Source organism: Sulfitobacter sp. HGT1 (genome assembly GCF_013282155.1).
Taxonomy (GTDB): Bacteria; Pseudomonadota; Alphaproteobacteria; order Rhodobacterales; family Rhodobacteraceae; genus Sulfitobacter.
In genome coordinates this window covers 1-22,110 of the sequence record NZ_BLWI01000018.1, presented here as the reverse complement: position 1 = coordinate 22,110, position 22,110 = coordinate 1, and the positions used below count along the sequence as shown (strand labels likewise).

11 protein-coding genes and 5 pseudogenes are annotated in these 22,110 nt (G+C 56.1%); 9 read left to right on the top strand and 7 right to left on the bottom strand.

Annotated elements, in window-relative coordinates:
* Positions 1-450: 450 nt before the first annotated feature.
* A complete protein-coding gene (locus HGT1_RS17150) occupies positions 451-2,877 on the bottom strand; it encodes a sulfatase-like hydrolase/transferase (RefSeq protein ID WP_176251182.1) in 2,427 nt (808 codons plus the stop codon).
* Positions 2,878-3,106: 229 nt separating this feature from the next.
* Positions 3,107-3,851: pseudogene (locus tag HGT1_RS17145) on the bottom strand (IS6 family transposase).
* 286 nt (positions 3,852-4,137) lie between these two features.
* Here HGT1_RS17145 and HGT1_RS17140 point away from each other — a divergent pair.
* Genes HGT1_RS17140 through HGT1_RS17130 form a run of 3 tightly spaced genes read left to right on the top strand, consistent with a single transcriptional unit; the run spans position 4,138 to position 7,745 of the window.
* Positions 4,138-5,565 carry a hypothetical protein gene (locus tag HGT1_RS17140; protein WP_176251181.1) on the top strand — a complete coding sequence of 476 codons (1,428 nt, stop codon included), beginning with the start codon at positions 4,138-4,140 and terminating at the stop codon, positions 5,563-5,565.
* Between the two features lie 46 nt (positions 5,566-5,611).
* On the top strand, positions 5,612-6,256 hold the full coding sequence (locus HGT1_RS17135; RefSeq protein WP_176251180.1) for an OmpA family protein: 645 nt from the start codon (positions 5,612-5,614) through the stop codon (positions 6,254-6,256).
* Between the two features lie 31 nt (positions 6,257-6,287).
* On the top strand, positions 6,288-7,745 hold the full coding sequence (locus tag HGT1_RS17130) for an SH3 domain-containing protein (protein WP_176251179.1): 1,458 nt from the start codon (positions 6,288-6,290) through the stop codon (positions 7,743-7,745).
* Between the two features lie 13 nt (positions 7,746-7,758).
* Here HGT1_RS17130 and HGT1_RS17125 read toward each other — a convergent pair whose 3' ends face one another.
* Together HGT1_RS17125 and HGT1_RS17120 are read right to left on the bottom strand one after the other, a co-directional pair.
* Positions 7,759-8,970, bottom strand: coding sequence for a caspase family protein (locus HGT1_RS17125; RefSeq protein ID WP_176251178.1), 1,212 nt, complete (start codon positions 8,968-8,970; stop codon positions 7,759-7,761).
* Between the two features lie 26 nt (positions 8,971-8,996).
* A complete protein-coding gene (locus HGT1_RS17120) occupies positions 8,997-10,469 on the bottom strand; it encodes a hypothetical protein (RefSeq protein ID WP_176251177.1) in 1,473 nt (490 codons plus the stop codon).
* A gap of 262 nt (positions 10,470-10,731) precedes the next feature.
* Here HGT1_RS17120 and HGT1_RS17115 point away from each other — a divergent pair, with 262 nt between their 5' ends.
* The 5 genes from HGT1_RS17115 to HGT1_RS17095 are packed head-to-tail and all read left to right on the top strand — an operon-like array spanning position 10,732 to position 19,720.
* On the top strand, positions 10,732-11,997 hold the full coding sequence (locus HGT1_RS17115; RefSeq protein ID WP_176251176.1) for a ferric reductase-like transmembrane domain-containing protein: 1,266 nt from the start codon (positions 10,732-10,734) through the stop codon (positions 11,995-11,997).
* A gap of 42 nt (positions 11,998-12,039) precedes the next feature.
* Positions 12,040-15,480, top strand: coding sequence for a c-type cytochrome (locus tag HGT1_RS17110; RefSeq protein ID WP_176251175.1), 3,441 nt, complete (start codon positions 12,040-12,042; stop codon positions 15,478-15,480).
* A gap of 10 nt (positions 15,481-15,490) precedes the next feature.
* Entirely contained in the window at positions 15,491-16,510 is a 1,020-nt protein-coding gene (locus tag HGT1_RS17105) for an OmpA family protein (RefSeq protein WP_176251174.1), read from the top strand.
* The gene (locus HGT1_RS17100) at positions 16,503-18,080 is read left to right on the top strand and encodes a caspase family protein (protein ID WP_176251173.1); all 1,578 of its coding nucleotides are present in this window, start codon (positions 16,503-16,505) and stop codon (positions 18,078-18,080) included. The genes HGT1_RS17105 and HGT1_RS17100 overlap by 8 nt, the downstream gene beginning before the upstream one ends.
* Before the next feature lie 2 nt (positions 18,081-18,082).
* Positions 18,083-19,720 (top strand): caspase family protein, encoded by a 1,638-nt coding sequence (locus HGT1_RS17095; protein WP_176251172.1) that lies wholly within the window; start codon positions 18,083-18,085, stop codon positions 19,718-19,720.
* A gap of 72 nt (positions 19,721-19,792) precedes the next feature.
* Here the strand turns inward: HGT1_RS17095 and HGT1_RS17090 are convergent.
* Both HGT1_RS17090 and HGT1_RS17085 read right to left on the bottom strand, forming a co-directional pair.
* Positions 19,793-20,191, bottom strand: a pseudogene (locus HGT1_RS17090) (DDE-type integrase/transposase/recombinase); the annotation flags it as partial.
* A gap of 67 nt (positions 20,192-20,258) precedes the next feature.
* Positions 20,259-20,549: pseudogene (locus tag HGT1_RS17085) on the bottom strand (transposase); the annotation flags it as partial.
* Between the two features lie 137 nt (positions 20,550-20,686).
* On the opposite strand from HGT1_RS17085, the pseudogene HGT1_RS17080 reads away from it, so the two are divergent.
* Positions 20,687-21,670: pseudogene (locus HGT1_RS17080) on the top strand (IS110 family transposase); the annotation flags it as partial.
* Between the two features lie 238 nt (positions 21,671-21,908).
* On the opposite strand, the pseudogene HGT1_RS18400 reads toward HGT1_RS17080, so the two are convergent.
* Positions 21,909-22,110 (bottom strand): annotated as a pseudogene (locus HGT1_RS18400) (IS6 family transposase); the annotation flags it as partial.

The window sequence follows — 22,110 nt, the reverse complement described above, 5'->3', positions numbered from 1 at the left end:
GGCGGCACGGGTGAGCCGGGTGCTTGGCTGTAGACGGCGAAAGGGGGAGCGTTTTATCATCCAGCGACGTTAATTTCTCGCCCTGCCCGCCTCAACCGATTTTGCTCTGACAGTGCCTGCCTGAGGATAGCCTAATGCCGCAAATGGGAATGAACACTAGCCAATTGGATTGGCATTCAACCCGTATTCTGTAGTCAAGCTGCGGCGGAACCGCATGCGACGTGCCGCTCAAGATGGTACTTTTGAGCTAGGCTCAGGACCCATTAGTCGGCTTGAGGCTACGCGACCTGCATGATTCACTGTCCCCGAACCAAAGGGGGCTTGATGAGTAATTTATATTGGCTGAGCCAAGCTCAGATGGAGCGAAAATAGGAGCGTTTTGTCACCCGATTACGCCACGAAACCGATCAGCTTGCCTCAAGCTGGTTTTAACTGACAAGACCTTCCGGGTCACTCCGTAGATACTACATTGGTGTCGGCAAGCTGTTCGCTGACGCATGCAGCTGGCAGGAACACATCAAGTTTGGCGGCCCCGTTGCGCCAAAAGGTGAAATACCCTTGCCGTAATCCTCCGACACGTTCAGCCAGGGCATGCAACTCGCCAGGCGCATAACTTCGGCCGGCGAACTCAAGCCCCGCGACATAGAAATCGGTATCGCCGGTCTGTCCTTCGCCTTCCCATTCATCGTTGACGAACCGGATCTCGATCTGGCTGGAGCACCGGATTTCAGGAACGTCAAATCGGAAGGTCGAGACCGCGGCTGCCACCTGCTCGACAGGGACAGCGTTTTCCGCATTCGAGGGCGCACGCGTGACGGTCGCCCGACCCAGATACGCCCCGTCAAGATAGATGTCGGCTTGTGGCGGCGACAGGTAGGACGTACCCGAGGCATAGAGAACCAATTGCCCTGGCCCTTCGGGCACCGCACTTGTACCCGCCAAGGCGGATCGCTCCCGGACAGCGCGTTCGATCCAGCCTGTGTGATAAGAGATCCACTCGGCCACAAGTTGCCGCGCCTCGGCATCTGCATCGGGGTCTTGAAGGGAGAGGTCGACGGTTTCGCCCGGGTCTTGTTCAAGATCGTACAGCGAGCTCTGTTCGGTATTGGCGCTGTAGATGAACTTGCGACTGCCTTGCCGGAAACCGATGGGAAACCCGTTCCAGGGCGAGAAAAAGAACACACCATCGGCTCTGCCGTGGGCGAACACACTCCGGGCCTGCCAATAGGGGGATGGCGGCATCCCGAGCAGATCGGCGATGGTCGGTGCCAGTTCGGAAAGACCAACAATCTGCTTGATCTGTTCACCGCTGAATGCGACCGGGTTCACGAAAAGCAAAGGCACATGCACGTTTTCCTCATAGATGCCAGAAGCATGCCCCGCCGTGCCGTGTTCGCCAAAGGCCTCGCCATGATCACCCAGAACGATCACGAGCGTGGACTCCGCCAGTCCTTCCTCTTCCAGAAACGCCATCAGCTGTCCGAACGCCGCATCGCTCACTCGAATGGCGTTGATGTAATTGTTCCGGTTAGTATCCTCGACAAAACGCTGCGGATCGTCGCCAGGATAATAGGGGTAGTGTGACATCCCCGTCCGCATGACGGCGAAGAACGGGCTGCCGGGATCGCTGCCAATCCAGTTTGTTAGCGCATTGATCGTGCAATGATCGTTCGACGTGTTCAGGAATTGCTGCGCAAATTCCTTCGTTTCATAAACACCTTGTTCACAGGTCCAGTTCCGATAATCCTGGACAAGATCAAACCCGGCATCTTTCACGAACGCCTCGGTATTTTGAAACCGGTTGTCGCTCGAGTTGAAGAAGCCCGTTCTGTACCCTTGTGCCGAGACGGCCTGGGACAGCGTGTGCAGATCCAGCGCGCTTTGCTCAAAGGTCATGCTCTCGCGCGACAGCTCGGGCACAATACCGGCCAGCAATGTCACGAGAAAGAAGTTTGACGCTGGCACATGGGCGTAGGCGTTCACGAACCGCATCCCCTCGGATTGGTAGCGCAGGATATTCGGCGTGTTCGGATAGGTCCCCTCAAATCCCTGAACATAGCGGGTCGAGACCGCATCAATGGCGATGACGACGACATTGCGGATCGTACCGCTGGCGACTTCGGGGCGCGTGATCGGATCGGCAATCCCGAGATCGGGTGGATCTTGCCGCCGCGCCGCGTCCGATAAGCCTAGGAGAGGCGTGTCGGACGCACCCAGATACGATCCGACGAGGGCCAGAAGCGGGTTGGCCAACTTGCCGCCCCCCACGCCCATCGCCACTGTCGGCATCAAAATCGGCAGGCCAAGAAGCGCGATCCAGACAACGGGCAAAACAAGCCAGTTCTGCGTTGCGACGAAGTTGGCTCGCAACCCGTATGCACCCAATAGAAAAACGATTGTTATCGCCACGAGGGTCGAAATCCGGGACGACGTGGCGATGAAGAACACCGAATCCAGGATCACATCGGTGTTGCCAATGTCGGAATACACGATCCAGTCCCGGATCACTGGCCCTCCCAGGATCTGCACGGCAAAAATGTTCGTAAAGCCGAGAACCAGAAGCCCAAGGGCCAATGTCACCCATATCCAGCCCCAGATCCGGCGCGCCGTCCCATTGGGCAAAACAGGTCCGACGATCACCCCCGCCGCAAGCAAGAGGCCAACGACAAGATAGTCCTCGTGGGTTGCAGCCAGAAGCCAAAGAAGGCACCAGATGGGGCCACCCTCAGGGATGTCACCGGACAGGACCCACCCGCGAAATAGGGTCACAAAAACCGCCAGAAGCAGCGCCGCACCAAGCATAAGGCTGCGCTGAGCGCGACATGTCTGCCAACCTTGGAGCAGATGGTCCATCAGCGCGGTCCGCATTTGTGTCATTCAGAGCAGAATCCTTTGTCCAACTTGGGCCTAGGGCTATGGATATAGCGTCACCTTAACTCGGCAACTTTGACACATATCAACGTCTTTACTAGATGATATTGATACATATCAATGTGTTTGAATCTCGGGTACACCCTAGTTGACGTTGTTGAGACGCCATGTTCTGCGCACTAGCATCGGCAGCCGCACACGCAGAGTGTGCAGTAGAGCAATCTGGGTGGTGCTGTCATACAAATGCGAACCAGTCTCTGTTCTTTAGCACCCTCAATCTGTCAGGCGGTGCAGAGACCTCGTCCAGAGCGGCAGCACGGTTCAGCTTGAAATTGGATCGGCTGTAAAGGTGGCGCTCCGCGTTGAAATGGTTGTGCACAGACGCGTCGGCGGCGACGAATTTTGCAGGGTTCGCATCCGTATGAAGCGCAGCATGGCCCGCTCTCTTCGTCTGAATGACTGGTGCGAATTCTCGGCTCGATTGTTGAGCCAGCGGCCGGTTTCCTGTTTGTCGACATTGCCGATGATCTTCAGCGCCGCGCCATAGGAACGTAGCATGTCGGTGACGAAGATATGTGCGTGACCACGGCGTTTCATGATTTTCCTGAGAAATTTCAATGCTGCCTTGCGATCACGGCGCTTCGTGACAAAGCTTTCCAGAACTTCCCCTTCGTGATCCACGGCCCGCCAAAGATAGTGCGTCTCGCCGTTGATCTTCACGAACACCTCGTCCAGGTGCCACTGCCAGTTTGAATATGCGCGCATCTGGCAAGCCCTATTCTTGCGAATTTCAGCGGCAAATATCGGGCAAATCTGTTCCATCAAAATCGAACCGTCTCGTGACTGATGTCGGTGCCGCGCTCGTGCAAAAGAACCTCCACGTTCCGAAGCGAAAGCGGAAACCGAACGTACATCATCACGGCCAGACGGATGATCTCGGGGCTCGTCTTGAAGTAACGAAAGGGGGAGCGTTTTATCATCCAGCGACGTTAATTTCTCGCCCTGCCCGCCTCACAAGTTTTCTTCTGACAGTGCCTCATAATGGCATATCAAGATGCCGGTAGTTGGGGGCATCCACGCCATCAAAAAAGTCATCATAAACAGCCTTTGCCGCCAGTTTTATTTGCGTGGCTGTGGCGGGCAAATCCCCGCAAATCATCTAAACCTTGCAATATTTGCGAGAATTCCCAATGCTTATGGTATTGTTTTGCAAATTGTTGAGCCTTCATGACGGATATGCCCCCCCTACACCGCCTTTGCAAATTGATGTCCCTGACTGTCGCTTTGTGTTTTGGCGGCATCAATGCCCAAGCGGCGACCGTCAGCGCGCAGCCAGAACCGGTTATGGGGTGTTTTGCGCAGCTATCTGGCACGATTGAGAAAGGTGATGTTGAAAAACTGCGCCCTTTGATCGAGCAAAATCGCTATTCTACCCAGTTTCAAGACGGTAATGATGATCTGTCAGCCGGCAAGGCTCGCGTATGCTTTGACAGCCCTGGTGGCTCATTGATCGAAGGTGTCGCACTTGCCAAACTGCTGCATGACAACCAGATCGGATCGGCAGTGGGGCGCGGAAAATCTTGCCTTTCGGCCTGTGCTATTGCCTTCATGGGGGGCTTGGCCAGCTATGAAAATGATATGGCCGATCAGCCCAACCGGGTGGTGCATCCTTTGGGAAAACTGGGATTTCACGCACCTGATCTGGGCGTGCCTCAAGGCGAATATGACGAAAGCACCGTCAAACGGGCCTATCTGATCGCGGTCAAAAGCGTTGCGGCGGTGTTGGACATGTCTTTGGAGGTGAATTTCCCAACCTCGCTGGCCACCGTAATGTTGGGCACGCCTGCGCAGGATATGTACCTGATTGATACAATTGATGAGGCTGCCCGCTGGCGGATTGCAATTGCCCCGGTAATTGAACCGGCTCGCTTGACCAAGGCGGGGTTGGCCACGGTTTGTGCCCATATTGATAACGCCGCAGATGACAAAGCATGGTATTCCATGCCCTCGAGCAGCGAGATTTCATTTGAACGGGGATATAACGACCACTGGATCGGCACGATGCAAGACGGCTTTCAGCAAGAAGGTACTACGGGCTGCACAGCGACATTCCACCCGCTAAAGCCCGGTGACAAAGGGCGCAGCACCCCGTCGGGATATGGCAGCATTACCGCAAATTACGTTCATATCTGGCCCTACCAAACCTATGATCCAAACGTTAAGATCGCCAGCCTTGCGCTGGCTGACGACAACAAGGTCGAGCTGCGCAGCGACACCACACGAGAACGCAGCCAGCTTCTGAGCGGACGCTGCATTGTTCTCAAGGAAACCAGCTTGCTCGACAACGACCCTTGCACATTGTCGCGCAGCGCAAAGCTCGACGACATTACCCTGAACGAGCACCAAACAGATATTTATGTCTGGCCATCGGGGGCAAAAACCGTGGTTGAAAACGGGGCCACCAAAGATGGGCGTGCTGTGCACCTGCTCAACGGGCTTGAGACCAAAAGAGAAGTGTTTTTTTCAAAGGATGATGTGGCGCATCGCAATATCATCGACCGGATAGCGCGCAATATGGGTAACAATGACCCGTTGATCGCGTGCTGGAAAAACCCCGCAAGCGGAAACCGTTTCTGCTTTTTGGATGAAAAACCCATGAATAAGACCGAATTTTTCCAAAGTTTCTACCAGTGACACCCTGCTATGGGCATGCAGATTTTGAACTATGATGAGGTATAAAATGCGACACCCGATTATCCTTGGCCTGACTGCATGTTTCCTTGCCACCAGCCTGCATGCCCAATCGACAATTTCCCTAGAGGAATTTGATCTGGGAGAGCCTGCGCCAACGGCTACCGCAGCCCCTAAAGCCAGGTCCGCCAGCTTTGGTGAGTGTTTGCTGGATGCAGCGGGATGCGCGAATTCGGACCTCAAGGCCGGGTCTGATTTTTCACTGGAAGATGTTGTGAACCTCAAGGTTGAAAGCAATGCCGGCACCGCCATTGTGCCCGCAACCACCACATCCCAAAGCGCTGGACCGTTGCCGTCGATCGATATGGAAATTCTGTTCGACTATAATTCCGACGATGTGCGCCCCGATCAGATGACCCGACTGTTTGAATTGGCCGAAGTGCTCAGGGACGAACGCTTTGCGGATTATACGTTCCTCTTTGTCGGCCATAGCGATGCCAAAGGATCGGCCGCTTACAATCAAGAACTGTCGGCACGGCGGGCAAAATCGGTGGCGAATTTCGTTCAAGCCAGCGCCCGCCTGTCCCAAGAGAATTTTGCCGCCTCTGGCATCGGCTTTTCGCGCCTCAAAGACCCGGCAGACCCTTTGGGGCCGCAAAACCGCAGGGTGCAACTGGTTCTTGTCCCCAAATAGCCCCCCCTCTGATCCCCAGCAGGAGCCCGCCATGTCATTTATCAGACGCGCCATTGCCGCCGGTTTTGCGGCCCTTATCGGTCTGCCGGCCGCTACTGCCGCCACAATCGAATTTCGCCCTGAATTGGGTGCCTATCTTGATAGTTTGCAAGAAATTTATCTGCCCTACCCGCCAGCGGACCAGTCAGAAAATGACTTTGATGGCCCCTCGGGAACGCTCAAAAACATCACCGTGTCTGGCGTGATCGAAAAGGGTGACGCAGATAAATTAGAAAGCCTCATGGCCTCCGCAGGTTATCCGGGGGTGCGCATCGTCTTTAACAGTCCGGGGGGTAATTTCCTCGAAGGGATCAAGATGGGCGAGATGCTGCAATATAATTTATCCTCCCAAGATCCCAGCCTCGCCGGGGTCTATGTACTGAAAGGACAAAGTTGTTTGTCCGCCTGCGCTTTGGCTTTTTCGCTCGCGGCGGCAACGCGGGATGTGGGGGCTTATAACTACGACAGCCGTTTTATCGAAGACGGGGCCGAGCTGGGCTTTCATATGGGGGCCTTGCCCGAGGATCAGGCCGCGCAAACCGCAAATGTCAAAACAATCATGAACCTGACCTATAGCGTCGTGGCGGTCTATACCAAGCTGATCAAGGGCAATATTAACCCGCCCCTGCTGCTTGAAAAAGCGTTGGCACATCGTGAGGCAGACAGTTTCTTTTATCTTCGCGGGGCGCAGCGCAGTCTTAGCATGGGGTTCACCCCGGTATCTCGTTCGATCCTGTCGGCACCGGTTTACAGCTATGCGATGGATATGCGCACAGTAGATGCAGTTTGCCGGACCTTGATCATGTCAACACGGCTGCCAAAAACGCTTGTGACCTATAGCTATCTGTTCATCAACGGCGATGGGCCGACGGGCCGTGAAATCAGCCTTGATGAAATGATAGAATTGCGCGGCTCACGGACGATCGCGGGGTTCATGGCATCGGGGGAAAGCTGCTATGTGGCGCAGCGCCCTGATAAAACCGTTTTGATCAGCGTCGCAGACAGCAGCCAGAAAAGAGATTGCAAAGGCACAAAAGCAGATGAGTTCAACAATCAGGCATGGTGCGCTACCGACCGCGAGCCTGCGGGGTTGATCACCATAGGATTGCTGGCAGATAGTTTGATGTGCAATTCCGGCGAATTACAAACCAAGTTTGTAACATGGGAATCAGACTTTAGCACGGGGTATGACGATGATCCGTTTGACGATCTGTCAAACTGGCAGCGTACGATTGTGACGGATGTGAACATGCGGCGCAGCCCCAGCCTCAAGGCAGAGGTGGTTACCGGCCTGCCCGCTGGCGCAGAGGTCAAGGTGGCAGGGTGCCAGTTGGTCGATGACGGTCAGGGCGTGTGGTACCGCATCCGCCACAGCACAGGGTCCGGCTGGATCAGCGCGCGGTTCGCAACTGAATTCAACGCGGAAATGCGCCCCTTTACCGGCCCATAACCCACGCCGCCGGTCATTCGATGATATAGCCACGCGCCTGAAACTGGATGTCGCTGCCCAAGGGGGCGACGATGCCGTCCTCGACCCCGCTTTCGATTTGGGAAATCACAGCGCGCAAGGTTTGCGCGATTTGGTCATTCTCCATCTTTTCTGCGGGTTCGCAGAAATAGCCCAAACGGTTGGTGCCTTTGGTATCTGAAGCCTCGACCGTCAGGCGATTGTCGGCCACGGGTGAAATCTCGAACCGGAACAACCCGTTTTGCATTTCCACCACTTTAAAGAACTGGCGCGGGATCGGGGTCAGTTTGCGGGCAGGCGATAAGTTGAAAAAGAAGGGCACGCAGCTGCGCGGCAGGTCCGCGACAATAGAGACCGATTGATCGACCGTGACCCGGTTTGGATAAACCGTCAGCAAAGATCGCAAATCATCAGTTTCACCTGCGCCGGTATCGCTGCGGGCAAAATAGAATTCCGATTGCATCTGAGACAGCTGTTGCGGGCGTTGTTCGCCGTTGGTGGCCTCCATCACATCGCGTGTGACGCGTTTCATCAAGACCGACACTTCGGTATCGGGCACTTGTATGTGGCGGGCCAAGGCGGTTGCAAACGGCGAATTGCGCCCCGCCCCGTCAGATGCAGTTGTGTTCGGCAAGGTCGCAAAAGTCACCAAAGTATCCCCTAAGGGGCGCACCACGGCCAACCCCCGGCTGATCCCTGCACTGCGCCCCTCGGCGCGCGCTTGGCTTAGAACCTGTTCGGCAAAAGGATTGTTGCGGCATGCATCCAGAAACAGCAACCCGATCGGGACAGTCTCAAGGACCTCAAGAAGCGACGCCAATGAAATCCCCTCGCGGGCAATCGAGGCCTCAGACCGCAGCACGGCATCGGTGGGCATCAAATAGTTTTCGCCATCCTTTTGCAGACCGTGCCCGGCGAAATACACCGCCGCCACATCGGCATATTGCGCCGCCTCGGCAAAGGCGTCAATCGCAGCCCCCATCGCGTCTTCGCCAAGGTCAAGATGCACAGAGACATCAAACCCCATGCGCCCCAGACTGTCGGAGATCAATCTGGCGTCACTGCCCGCATTTTGCAGCCGCCCAATCGTTTGATAGCCTGAATTGCCGATCACCAAAGCGACCCTTTGTTCCGCAAAACAAGCCGAGGCGAACCCGATCAGGGCCAAGGTGGACAGGATCCTTTTTAGGGAGGGAATTAGCTGCATAGTGGATCCTTTATCGGTGAGTGCCCTTAACGCATGAGCTGAAAGCAAAAGATGTTGCCAGAAGACGGGTTCGTCCAGCAGTCGGCCTCAAAGCTTTGGGCGCTGCTGCGGCGCATTTCGCCGATAAAGCTGGCATGAAAAGGATGGGTGGTGTCGTTTGCGGCAACGCGCTTGATCGTGGTTTCGGCCCCGTTAATCTTGTGGATGCCGCGACGCGTGATCGCCTCTGCCACAGTTTTGCTGCCCGAGGGCCAGATGAATGTCGACACAACATGCGACGCATCGCCCTCAAAGGCGGATTTGATCCGCTGGCACGGCTCGCTGTCGATCATGCGCCCGCCCGAGAAAACAACGCATTGCCCGCGGCTGGTATCGTTCACGGCGGCGGCGCGCCGCTGTACGCCGCCTTTTTCCAATGATGCAATCGACGCCTCAGGATCAAGCATGTACCACGCCGGCACGCTTACTCTCAGGCTGTCGGGTCCAAACTCGCGGGCCCAATCTACGTTGGCGTATTCTGCAACATCCTCAACCGATTGCAGGAAACCAAAAGAGACGTTGAATTTATCTTCGGGGAAATCATACGTGCTTCTCATGCCATCGCTGTCGATCTCAACCTTGCAAACCCGCTCGTAAAACTTGGCCTCCGTTTGATAATCCCGCACAACGCCCAGATACCTGTCGCCCTTTCGCTGCAACAGGACGCGGGGTCCGCCGTAATTACCCTCGCGGGTCTTCTGATAATGGGCCTCGATAGACAGATCAGAAACCAGCCCTTCCACGTGATAAAGATAGGCGGAATCGCAAATGTTCCCGATCATCCGCTCGGTCACTTTTGTGGGGTAGCTAATGTTTTGCAAAGGGATGTTCGCCATTACAGCCCGGCCAATTGTATCAATGTAATACATGTCATCCGGCCGTGTGCGCAGGATCTGGTAATAAAGAAAATCCGACATCGGCTCGACGCTATGCAGCTCGGTCGCCTTGATGCGAAACAGACCCTCGGCAGCAGAAAGCGCGATCTCGAAGGCCTTGTTGACCTGCGCACTGTTATAGCTGTTTTGGGTATCGAGCCCTAGCGATGGCGCGTGAAACCCCAGCTGCGCGCCCGGAGAAATCTTGCGGTCCATAAAATGGATCACTGCCGTGCCTTGGGTCAGGCTGCCGCCCAAAAACGCAATCGCGCAGGCTGACAGACATTTCTGCCCCGCCTCTACGCGGGTGACCAGCTGATATTCCCAAATCCGGTCGAAAATCCGCTGACCTTCCAAAAGGCTGCCGCCCTCACTGTCAAAGCAGATTTTTTCCCCGCTATACGTGCGGCCAATGCCTTCGAACTGCGCGGCATCGCCGGTCTCAATCGGGCCGGAAAACAGGTAATCGCAGGCCTGCGATCCGACCTTGGTCAATGTGCCCGCCCGTGCATCATCCACGCCCACGCAAAATGTTGCAACCGCCAAAAGTGAAAGAAATCGATATTTTAGCTCATTTATAAACACGCATAATCCTTCGCTATTTCTGTCTGAATGTTGGATGTTTAAAAATGTGATGCCCCATAGTACGCCAGTAATCTGGCCATCCGTCAACCATTTGACCCCGATTGATTAACGCGGCCCAAACCCGATCAAGGCCCTTTGGGAGCGGGGAAAAATGAATTCTGCTTGAGATATACTCCCCCTTCGTTATCCTAAGAGAAAGCCGGACATCTATTTTGATGGTTTGAATGCGCTATTTAAAATTCGGAAATGAGGGCGGCTGGTTTTGATTTTTGCAACGATAATTTTTACATTGGCGGTTCTGATCCCGTCCCTTTTGATTGTGCTTGGCGCGGGCAATTCCAACACCCAAAGCGTGATGGCGCTTTGTGCCGGGGCGTCGGCCTTTTCCTTGATGGCGGCCGCACTGTTTTTGGCCACCCGACCAAAATTCGTCGAACGCGCGGTGGGCGGTTTGGACCGACTTTACAAAGCGCATAAATGGATTGGCATCTCGCTGTTGCCGCTGGTGTTGTTTCACAAATTTGTCGGCATGGACCTTGAGGGGCAGATCGTGGCCTCGGGCCTTGCCAAGACGGCCGTCGACATCGCCAAAATAGCGTTCCTTGTGCTGGTACCGCTTTTGCTGCTGAGCTGGATCAAGAAACTGCCCCGCATGCGGCGCGATCTGATCCCCTATCACATCTGGCGCATTGCCCATAGGCTGATGGGGGTGGTATTCATCGCACTCAGCTTGCATCAGCTTTTTGTTGCGGTGCCGTTCAACGCAAATTCAGTCGCGGCCCAATATCTGAATCTGGCTGCGGTGATTGGCATTGGCTCCTTTCTCTATACCCAGTTTTTTGCCCCCTTTCGGCCCCGCAAATTCACCATTTCGCGGGTTGAAAAACATGCCGCGGCCACGATCATTGATGCGACCCCAAAGGGGCGCGGCTTTGCCAAGCTTAGATCAGGCGGCTTTGCGGTGATTTCCTTTGCTAAAAAGGGGTTGCGCGAACCGCACCCCTTTACGATTTCGCGGATCGGCGCGGATGGCAGCCTGCAGTTTTCCATTCGCGCCCTTGGCGATTATACCGCGCACCTGCGTGATGCGGTTGCTGTGGGGGACCGGATGTCGATCGAGGCCGGCTATGGCAATTTTGACTACCAGCGCGGCGAAGAAACACAGCTTTGGCTGGCGGGCGGCATCGGGATCACCCCGTTTCTGGCCTTTGCCGACAGCCTGACGGCGCAAAACACCCGTGACATCACATTGGTCTATTGCGTTGGAAAACCACAAGAAGCCGTCGGTCTTGAGCGTCTGCAAGCCGCCCAATCACGCAGTGACCTGTTCCGGCTGCATCTGCATGTCAGCTCTGAGGACGGGCGCATGGATGCGGCCAAGCTGGTCGAGACAACAAAGCTTGAGATGCCCAAAACCGGCTTTTGGTTTTGCGGCCCCGCGCCAATGCGCCGATCAATTATCCAGGATCTGAAGGCCATAGGCAAAGCGCCCTCTTCGGTCAATTTCGAAGAATTTGAGTTTAGATAGGAGGCCAAGATGCGCCCGAAATCCCTTTTTCTAGCGGCAGTTATGACAAGTGCCCTCGCGCCGTTCCATGTTGCTGCGACCGAAATTTACGATCAAACAGCCTATGCTGATTATCAACCCGATCTGGCAAACGGGGCCGTGATCTTTGCCGCCGGAGGGTGCGCCACCTGCCATGGGGTCGACGGCGACGATACCATTTTGGCCGGAGGTGAGGCCATTCAAACCAAATTCGGGGATCTCTACCCGCCTAATATCACCGCAGACCCAACCCACGGCATCGGTGCGTGGACAAATGCCGATTTCCTGAATGCGGTGACCAAAGGTGTCTCTCCCGAGGGGCGGACCTATTTTGGGGCGGTGTTTCCTTTTGGCTCTTACGCGCGGATGACCCCCGAAGACGTGTTGGATCTGCGGGCGCATTTGGCGACCCTTGCCCCCTCTGATACGCCGTCTAAAGACCATAATATCAGCTATCTTAGCCAGACAATCCTTGATTTCTGGACGAGCGCGCGCGCCGATTTAACCCCGATGAGTGATCCGCAAATGCAGCGCGGGCAATATCTGGTCGAGGCCGTGGGCCATTGCGCCGAATGCCATACGCCGCGCGATACCAGCCTTGGGTTCAAATATGAGATCGACGCCTCGCGCGCCTATCAGGGCGAAGTCGGATTATTGGGGGATTTTGCGCCCGATATCTCGGCCGAGCGGCTGAAGGTTTTCGGGGCCGAAGCCTTTGTCGTTGGTGCCATGACCGAGGCGCGCAAGCTGAACGGAAAACCGATGGCGGCGAAATCCATGCGCCGGATTGCGCGTTTGACCCGCCAGCTGGACGCATCTGATCGTGCCGCGATGTATGCCTATCTCACGGGGGAACCGGTGGATGCGTCGCAATTTGCGCGAACCGCGCCGGTTCAGATCGCACAGGCCGACACGGGGCTTGCCACCGATGCGGTCGCCGGCAGCCAAGAGAGCGACGGGCTGGTTGATCTGACCCAAGCGAAATCGCTTGTCTCGCGCATTGACGCCTATTGCGAGGCGCAATCGCCTAACCCCGTTGCCGCCGTGACCCCGCCCGCGGAATCGCGCCCCAGCGGTGCCAGCCCGGAACTGACCGCACAGGCGGATCAGGTCATCGAAACCTATTGCCGGTCCTGTCACGCACCGGGAAAAACCTATGGCGCGGTCTTTCCCACGGGGGATATCGCGGACATGCCGTTTGACAAACGGATTGTGATCCCCGGCAATGCCGAAGCCTCGCCATTGTACGAATCCATTGCATCGAACCGCATGCCTTTGGGGCAGAAAATGAACGCCCAAGAGGTTGATGTGCTCAAACGCTGGATTGACGGGCTTGGCGCTGCGGCACCTACCCCAATCACCGTGGCAGCCGTGGCCGCCCCTGCAATGAACGCCAATATCGAGATGCCACTGTTTGCGGGGGGCACGCGCAATGAACGCATGCTGGCAATTGTGGCCGATATTTCCGCGATAGACGAACGTGACCGCGCCTTTTATCGCTACTTTAGCTTTGCCAACACGCCGTTGGCCGCCGTTGATTGCGACGTGACCGGTGCCAAGCGTAACCCGGTTTTCTATCTTCATGCGGCATTCAACAAATTCGTCAACTCGGTCTCGACCGGGCCGCGCGTCGTGCCCGTCACCCCGCTGGAGGGAACCGAAGGGACGATTGTGCGCGTCGACATGCGCGACTATGGCTGGACCCCAGAAATCTGGAACGCAATCTCGACCGGGGTTTATACCGATACGGCGCGCCGCTCTGATTTCACGCAAGCCGCGTGGGACGATCTGGCCGTTACCTACCCTTATGGCATTGATCCGCGCACCGATCCCTTGCTGGGAATTGTCGCGCAGGCCACCGCTGCCTCCGTGCCGATCATGCGGGCGGATTGGTTTACCCATTTCGGATCAGAGGCCCCTTATTACGACATGTTCTTGGGGCTGACATCCCAGATTAAGGATCTGGAAACGCGCATCGGCCTTGACGTCGACCGCGAAATCCAAGCACGCCGCGTTATCCGTGCCGCCATGCTGCCCGGTGCATCGGGCGTGTCGGATCACAACCGGATGCTGGAACGGTTCGATCTGCCGCGAGGCAGGTATTACTGGAAATCCTATGACTTTGCCGGGGATGACGGGCGCCAATCCTTGACGCTACACCCGGACGGGCCAGAGGGCATGTCGCGCACCGCATCGGGCACCGAAGCCTTTGAACATGATGGCGGCGAGATGATCTTTTCTTTGGCCAATGGGCTGCAGGGCTATTACTTGTCTACCAACAAGGGGGACCGTTTGTTGGTGGGGCCTGCCTCTATTGTGTCGTTCCGCACCAAACCCATCGGCAAAGGCGTCGAGATCGAAAATGCCCGGTCCTGTTTTGACTGCCATGCCAATGGCATGATCGCCAAACAAGACCAGCTGCGGGATGTTTTGATGTCATCGCAGCGCTATGGCCGCGATGAAATGAATGTCTTGCTGGACATGTATGTCGAGAATGGGAAACTCAGCGAAATCTACAAAACCGACAGTCAGACGTTTCTCACGGCTTTGTCCCAGCTTAACGCGACCGAAAAATCCCCAACAGGGCGTCTGACCAGCCTTGCTGCGCCTGCAAGTGTGGGTGGTGGGGAAATCTTTACCTATCTGGCGGATCAGCATTTTAACGCAATTGACCTGAACGGGCTTGCCCGCGAATTCCATCTGGATGTGCAAACCCTGCGCGCCCGTGCGGGCCGTTTGGGTGACCCGCGCTTGACCGTTGTGCTGGCCGATTGGTTGGGGCGCTTGGACGGCGGGGCCAAAATACACCGCTCTGAGATCGAAACCTACTACGCCGAAATCTTGCCCCGCCTGACCGACCTGCGCCCCTATCGCTATGACGGCGGCGCAGTCGCAGCAGCGCAACCCGAGCAAAGCTTTGCCGCCAGTCTGGAACAGGCCGTGGGCCAAGCGGTGGCCAAATCGCAAAACCCCTATAGTGCGGCAGAAACAGCACCTCTGACCTATGACCCGACCCCCAGCCGCCCCCAAGACCCTCTGACCCTTGCGCTATCGGTTCCGGCGACCACGGTTTATGTCAACGATCTTCTGGAATTCGATGTGCGGGCAAACAAGCGCTGCGAATTGCAGATCTTTTATGTTGAAGAGGCTAAAAACATCGAAGAGCTACCCCAGGCGATACTCGGGCCGCAGTTTCTTGAGGCCGGAGAGCAACGCCGCATCCCCTACCAGCAGTCAGGCCTGCAAATCCGCTTTGACAGCCCCGGCACGGGCGAGACAATGCTGGCCTTTTGCCGCGAAGGCGGGCTGGCAGGACAACGCATGGATCAGGCACAAGTGCTGCGATTTTCTCAAGAGCGTTCGCTGCCCCTGACACGCGGCATTTCGATCGAGGCCGCCGCACAGGTTGCCCAAGACAATGGCGCAAGTGCAACCAATCACGTTACCTTTAACGTCTTGAAATAGGGGCAGAAAAATGAACCGGACCCCAACCTCGATCATCGCCCTTGCCTTGGTGCTTTGGCCCGGAGGTGGCTTTGCCGCCACCTGCCAAGACGCCTTGGTACAGTTGAAAAACCAGATCGGTATGGGCACCCTGCCCGCCCTCGTGGATGCCGTGAGCCAGATAAAAGCCGCTGGATGTAATCGCCCCACCGAAAGCGCTGCATTAGCCCAAGCATCCGCAGCCATGGCCGGGATTGCCCAACGGCAGATGGGCGCAGGAGATCTGCCTCACGCCGAGCAGACATTGGCCCAAGCTCCTACACTGCATTGGGCCATTCAGGCCGTGCGTGGCGATCTGGCCGCCAAACGTGGAGACCGCGCACAAGCCGCACAGATGTACGGCACCGCACTCGACACGATCACCGATCCGACGCTCACCCCCCCTGATGGGCGGCTGGTCCCTGTGGCCAAGCGGATTTCCCAATTGGCCCAAGAGAACATGATGCTTTCGGGCAGTATGTCATCCAGTGTCACCCGCGGCGGGCAGGCATCGGGTGTGTTGAAATCTGCTATGCGCGGCATTCAGATCGAAAAGGCCGGCACCGCCCCCAAAGCCGATCCAGCCGTGGCCCCCAAGGCGGATATTTACGCCAATGCACCGAAAGAAACCTATGCGGTCGCGGATTCCGTCGCGGGGTCGGTCGAGACAGTATATCTGCCGATCCGTTTCGCATTGGGCTCTGACCAGATCGACGGGGATGGACGGCGCGAGGCCGAAACCCTTGCCAGTTTTCTGCGCTCAAACAACGTCTACCGTCTGACTGTTGTGGGCCACACCGATGAAATCGGATCCGAGGCGTCAAATCTGGATCTGTCGCTGCGCCGCGCGCAAACGGTCAAACGGTTCTTAGAGCAAAAAGGCGTTCAGGCCTATATCGCCGTCGCGGGAAAGGGCGAAAGCGAGCCGCCGGTTTTGGTTGATTACACGATCTATTCCGACGAAGAACGGCGCAAGATCGCACGCCGGGTCGAGCTGGTTTTGCATGAATAACCTGTTGGTTCCCAGTTGCTTGGCCGCCGTGGTCAGCTGTCTTTGCGCCCTGCCCGTTGCTGCGGCGCAATTTGGGATGGTGGTGGGGGTTGATGACTATTTGCATTTCCAGCCCTTTCCGCCGCCCCCCGGCGAATTGTCTGACCTCGAAGGCGCGGTAAATGACGCACAATTGATCGCAAAATCCATGCGCAGTGCGGGCATTGATCTGCCTGACAGGCGCGTGTTGATCGACGATCAGGCGACAGTCTCCAACTTTTTGGCCAGATGGGAGGAAATTGCTGCCCAAGCCACCGCCGGTGATACGATTATCGTCAGCTTTTCCGGCCATGGCGGGCAAGAAGAAGAAGTCTCCGAACCGTTCGACGAAACCTCGGACGGGCTGGACGAGACGATCATGTTTCACGAATTTGATCCCCAAAACAGCCGGATTGGTCGGTTATCCGATGACCAGTTGCACGCGCTGCTATCCCAATCGCCTGCGTTTAATATCATCTGGGTCATGGACAGCTGTCATTCCGCTGGCCTCACGCGGAACGTGAAAACATCGCATATGGGTCTGACCAGAAGCGGCGGTGTGTGGGACATCCCAGTTGATCCCATTGAGACCGAAATCCAGCCTTTGGTCGATGGTGGCGACACCGATGAATTGCCAAATGTGACCCAAATTCTGGCCACCGCGTCCGAAGACCGTTTGGTGACGGAAACACGTTTTGACGGTAAAGCACATGGCGCGCTGTCGTGGTTTTTTGCCCAAGCCTTGGACGGCGCGGCAGATATTAACCAAGATGGGATCGTTACCCGGAGCGAGCTGTCCGGTTTCTTGCAAGACCGTGTGTTTGACCACATGAACCAAACCCAGCAACCCCGCATCCTGCCCCGTGGCGACAGCACGCAAGCCTTTTCGATCGGCGCAATCGCACCACCCCCTGCGCCCCAAGACCTAAGTCGCAAATTGCCCATTCGCATTATCGGGTCGGTTCCGCCCGGTTTGGTCGACAACAGCTTTGTCGCGGTGCAAAGCAATGCGGTGTTAACCTTTGAGCAACATGCCTTTGGCTGGGATGTGTTGAACCACACCGGCGACCGGATCACGACGATCCAAGGCGATGCCGACCGCATGATCGCCCGTGCCCGCGCCTTGCAAAGCATCCGCGCCTCCAAGCGCCCCGCTGTGGCAAATGTGAATATTCAAACCGCTCAAAGCAGTACCGCCCACCGAGTGGGCGAAATCGTCGGCTTTACCTTTGCCCCGCCCCGGCCCGACATGGGGTTTTTAACCTTGTTCAACATCGCCTCGGATGGGGCCGTGCAATATTTGCATCCCTTGCGCGACAGTCAGAACGTCGATGTGGGCGCGCAGGGGTTTCCCGTCAGGTTTCGGGTGGCACCACCTGTGGGTGCAGATCAGCTGGTGGCGGTTTTTTGCACCCGCCCGCCGCTTGACCTGCAAGCCCTGCTGCGAGAGTTGAACAGTAAAACAGCCCCCCAAGACACCCGTTTGTCTTTGGCCCTTAGCCAAGGTGAATGCCAGACCGGTCTGACCGGCCTGTTCACCCGAGAGGATTAAATATGCTGCGTATCGCCCTGATTATTATTATTTTTATAGGCGCAAATCCGGCCTTGGCAGAACGCAGAGTGGCCATGGTGATCGGCAATTCCGACTATCAGCACGCCACCCGCCTGCCCAATCCGCAAAACGACGCCAAAGCGATCAGCGCCAAATTAACCACGCTTGGCTTTGACGTGTTCCTGCATGAAAACCTAGGCGGGCAGGATTTCCGGGTCGCACTGGGTGCTTTCGCCGAAGAAGCCCTGCGCGCCGATCTGGCGGTGGTGTTTTATGCGGGCCATGGCATCGAAATGGGCGGGCGCAACTATCTTATTCCCATTGATGCCAAAATGACGAGCGAGGCCACCGCCCAGTTCGAGGCCCTGTCGCTGGACAGTGTGCTGACGACCGTGCGCAATGCAGGCAAGCTGGGTTTGATCATGCTGGATGCCTGCCGCGACAATCCCTTTGCCAACACGATGACCCGCAAAAACGGCACCCGCGCGGTTTCACGCGGGCTGGCCCCTGTGTCTTTGGACGGCGAAGCAGGCACATTGGTCAGCTTTGCAGCACAGGCTGGCGATACCGCAGATGACGGCACCGGCATGCACAGCCCCTATACCGAAGCACTGCTTGAGCTGCTTGATCAACCCGGTCTTGAGGTCGGCGCGTTATTCCAACGGGTGACCAAAGTTGTCAAAGACAAGACAGGCGGGCGTCAAAAGCCGATGTACCGCATCCAACCCCCAGAGGATCTGGTGTATCTTGTCCCGCAGGATGCCGCCTATGTGCCCCCGCCCACCATTCTAGCACCCGAAGCACCGCAACCCCGCCAAGAAGACCCCTTGATCGTCTATCTGGCCGCCGTTCAAAGCCAGACCCGCAGCGCGTTAGAAGACTTTATCGCGCGCTATCCAAACCACGCGAAAACCGCCGATGCGAAAAAATTGCTGTTTGATATTGCGGACCGCGAATTCTGGGAAGTGACAAAGCAGCAAGACACGATCAGCGCCTATAACACCTATATCCTTGCCTTTTCCAATGGCCAGTTCGCGGCCCGCGCCAAGGCGCGCAAACAGGTGCTTGAACTTGCCGCAGCGCCGAAACCAACCCCTAAACCGGCCCCACCCGCGCCGCAACCCAACCCGCAAATGAGCGGCATTCGGACGTCCTGCCCTGCGTTAAACGCAGGCGCATCCGTCCAAAGTATCCGCACCAATGACACGCTTTTTGTGCGTGCCGAGGGGGGCAAAAATTTCCCCGTGGTCGGAGAGCTGCCCTATAATGCAAACGGGGTGAACCTTGGGTCGTGCTCTTCTTCTGGATGGTGTGCGGTGACCTATGGCTGCATCAGCGGCTATTCATTCGAGAAATATCTGCGCCGTGGTACCGGCGGGCATAGCCAATCCAGATATGCTGGGCAGTATCATGTCGTGAACCACCCGCTTGATCAAAAGCTGAACGTCAGATCAGGCCCCAGCACAAAATACGCCGTTATCGCAGAGCTGCCCCCGACGGCCGTGGACGTCACCGTCGCGGATTGCCAAATGCAAAGAGGGTTTTCCAAACCTTGGTGCGCGCTGCAATGGCAGGGCATTTCCGGTTGGGCCTATGGAAAATATCTGGCCGATACGTCAGGGCGCAACCCACAGCCCTGACCCAACGGTGCCATAGACCGGTGCTGTCATACAAATGCGAACCAGTCTCTGTTCTTTAGCACCCTCAATCTGTCAGGCGGTGCAGAGACCGCGCCACTCGGCCAGAGCAGCGGCGCTGTTCAGCTTGAAATTTGATCGGCTGTAAAGGTAGCGCTCCGCGTTGAAATGATTGTGGACTGAGGCGTGGGCGGCGACAAATTTTTGCAAGGTTCGCATCCGTCTAAAGCGAAGCATGGCCCGTTCTCGCCTTCAAAATGACTGGTGCGAATTCTCGGCTCGATTGTTGAGCCAGCGGCCGGTTTCTTGCAGTTCAGCGTTGCCGATCTCCTTAATCGCCGCGCCGTAGGAACGTAACTTGTCGGTGACGAAAATATGTGGGCGACCATGGCGTTTCATCGTTTTTCTAAGGAATTTCAATGCGGCTCTGCGATTTCGGCGCTTTGTGACAAAGCTTTCCAGGACTTCCCCTTGACCATTTGACCTGTGCCCCAAGTTCCCTCCAGCTTTGCGCGGAGTCCTTGGGGTTAAATCTGTGACCTTAGGCGGCCATTTTGTCCATCGTCTTTCGCTGCAAGAATTCCATTGGCGTCAGGTTGCCTAATGCTGAATGTGGCCTGCGCCAATTGTAATCCTCCTGCCAGTCTTCGAGCGTTTCGCGAGCGTCACCTAATGTGCCAAACAGCGTTTCATTGAGGCATTCGTCCCGTAATTTGCCGTTGAAGCTTTCGATGAAACCGTTCTGCTGAGGTTTTCCTGGTGCGATATAGTGCCAATCAACACCAGTCTCCTGAACCCATTTGAGGATTGTCATGCTGGTGAACTCAGTGCCGTAACACCTTCGGAATAATGTTGATTGAGAGGCTATGACCGCCTGCGCAGCCTCAAAATTGCGCAGCAGGTGGTCATAGCCGGGTCTCGGGTCCCTACAGTGGTTTTGCACAAACCACACCGTAAAGGAGACCGACTATGACCAAGATTACTATTACACAAGATACCCCTGTTTTGGTGGCCATCGACATCTCTAAATCCCGGCATGAAGTTTTGATTGCTATTCCAGATAAGAAACGGCGACGTCGCTTAACTGTTTTGAACGAACTCGCCGACTTCAGCCGCCTCGTTACTGCACTGAAGGCATACGGACGCCCAGTTCGTGTAGCCTTTGAGGCGACCGGCAACTATCACCGTGCCTTGGCGTACCATCTGGCAACCGCAGGCTTTGAGGTGAAGCTGGTGTCCTCAGTGGCTTTGGCGCGTACGCGCGAAGCCCTCAATAACAGCTGGGATAAGAATGACCCAAAGGACGCGCAAGTGATCCTGCACATGATGGAGATCGGGAACGAGCAATAATACCACGACCCTCTGGTGTGCGGCACAAACGACATCCAAGAGCTGTCCAAAACCCACGATATCGTCTCCAAGTCGAAGACTGAACTTTGGCACCGGGTGTTGACCCATTATCTGCCGTTGTACTTCCCCGAATCTGACCGCTTTCACCGCAGCTCACGCAGTGATTGGTTCTTTGCATTCCTTGAGCGTTATCCATCACCACATTTCATCACGGCAATGGGCAAGGAGGCTTTCACCGCTGATGCTTGGGAAGTTATTGGGCGCAAAGTCGCGAAAGCGCGTTTACTTGCAGATATTTTCGAGACAGCCAAGTCTTCTGTGGGATTGCCGGTTGCCCCAGATTCTGATGCGATCAGTATGTTCCGCTTGGTTCTTGGGGAAGGCCGCAGTCTCATTGCGCAACGCAATCAAATCGAAGATCGCGCCGTCGCGCTTCTCAAAGATCTGCCTGACTATCAGTTGCTGACATCAATCCCAGGGATCGGCCCGATTAACGCCCTGACCATCCTGGCAGAAGCTGGCGACTTGCGCCGCTTTGGACACCACCGGCAATTCTTGAAGTTCTGCGGTATGGACTTGGCAACTATCCAGTCCGGCACATTCTGAGGTGCCCCTAGATTTGTATACGCATTGCTTGGTGATTTTGGAACCAAGGAGAGGCGGATATGAACAAGGGAATTCGCGATCAGTAGCAACTCAACGCATCCAACTGCATTTTTATAGGCGGGTAAAAAGGCGGGTTGTTTTGAAATATCAGATTAAATTCAGTTAAATCAATGAGGGTTGGCGGTGCTGTCAGGCAAATGCGAACCGGTCTCCGTTCTTCAGCAACCTCAGTCTGTCAGGCGGTGCAGAGACCGCGCCACTCGGCCAGAGCGGCGGCGCGGTTCAGCTTGAAATTTGATCGGCTGTAAAGGTGGCGCTCCGCGTTGAAATGATTGTGGACTGAGCCGTGAACGGTGGCGAATTTCTGTAAAGTTCGCATCCGTCTAAAGCGAAGCATGGCCCGTTCTCGCCTTCAAAATGACTGGTGCGAATTCTCG

Coding starts and splice junctions, on each gene's coding strand:
- HGT1_RS17110 (WP_176251175.1), top strand. CDS start 12,040: ATGACAAGTGCCCTCGCGCCGTTCCATGTTGCTGCGACCGAAATTTAC.
- HGT1_RS17125 (WP_176251178.1), bottom strand. CDS start 8,970: ATGCAGCTAATTCCCTCCCTAAAAAGGATCCTGTCCACCTTGGCCCTG.
- HGT1_RS17095 (WP_176251172.1), top strand. CDS start 18,083: ATGCTGCGTATCGCCCTGATTATTATTATTTTTATAGGCGCAAATCCG.
- HGT1_RS17100 (WP_176251173.1), top strand. CDS start 16,503: ATGAATAACCTGTTGGTTCCCAGTTGCTTGGCCGCCGTGGTCAGCTGT.
- HGT1_RS17140 (WP_176251181.1), top strand. CDS start 4,138: ATGTCCCTGACTGTCGCTTTGTGTTTTGGCGGCATCAATGCCCAAGCG.
- HGT1_RS17105 (WP_176251174.1), top strand. CDS start 15,491: ATGAACCGGACCCCAACCTCGATCATCGCCCTTGCCTTGGTGCTTTGG.
- HGT1_RS17130 (WP_176251179.1), top strand. CDS start 6,288: ATGTCATTTATCAGACGCGCCATTGCCGCCGGTTTTGCGGCCCTTATC.
- HGT1_RS17135 (WP_176251180.1), top strand. CDS start 5,612: ATGCGACACCCGATTATCCTTGGCCTGACTGCATGTTTCCTTGCCACC.
- HGT1_RS17150 (WP_176251182.1), bottom strand. CDS start 2,877: ATGACACAAATGCGGACCGCGCTGATGGACCATCTGCTCCAAGGTTGG.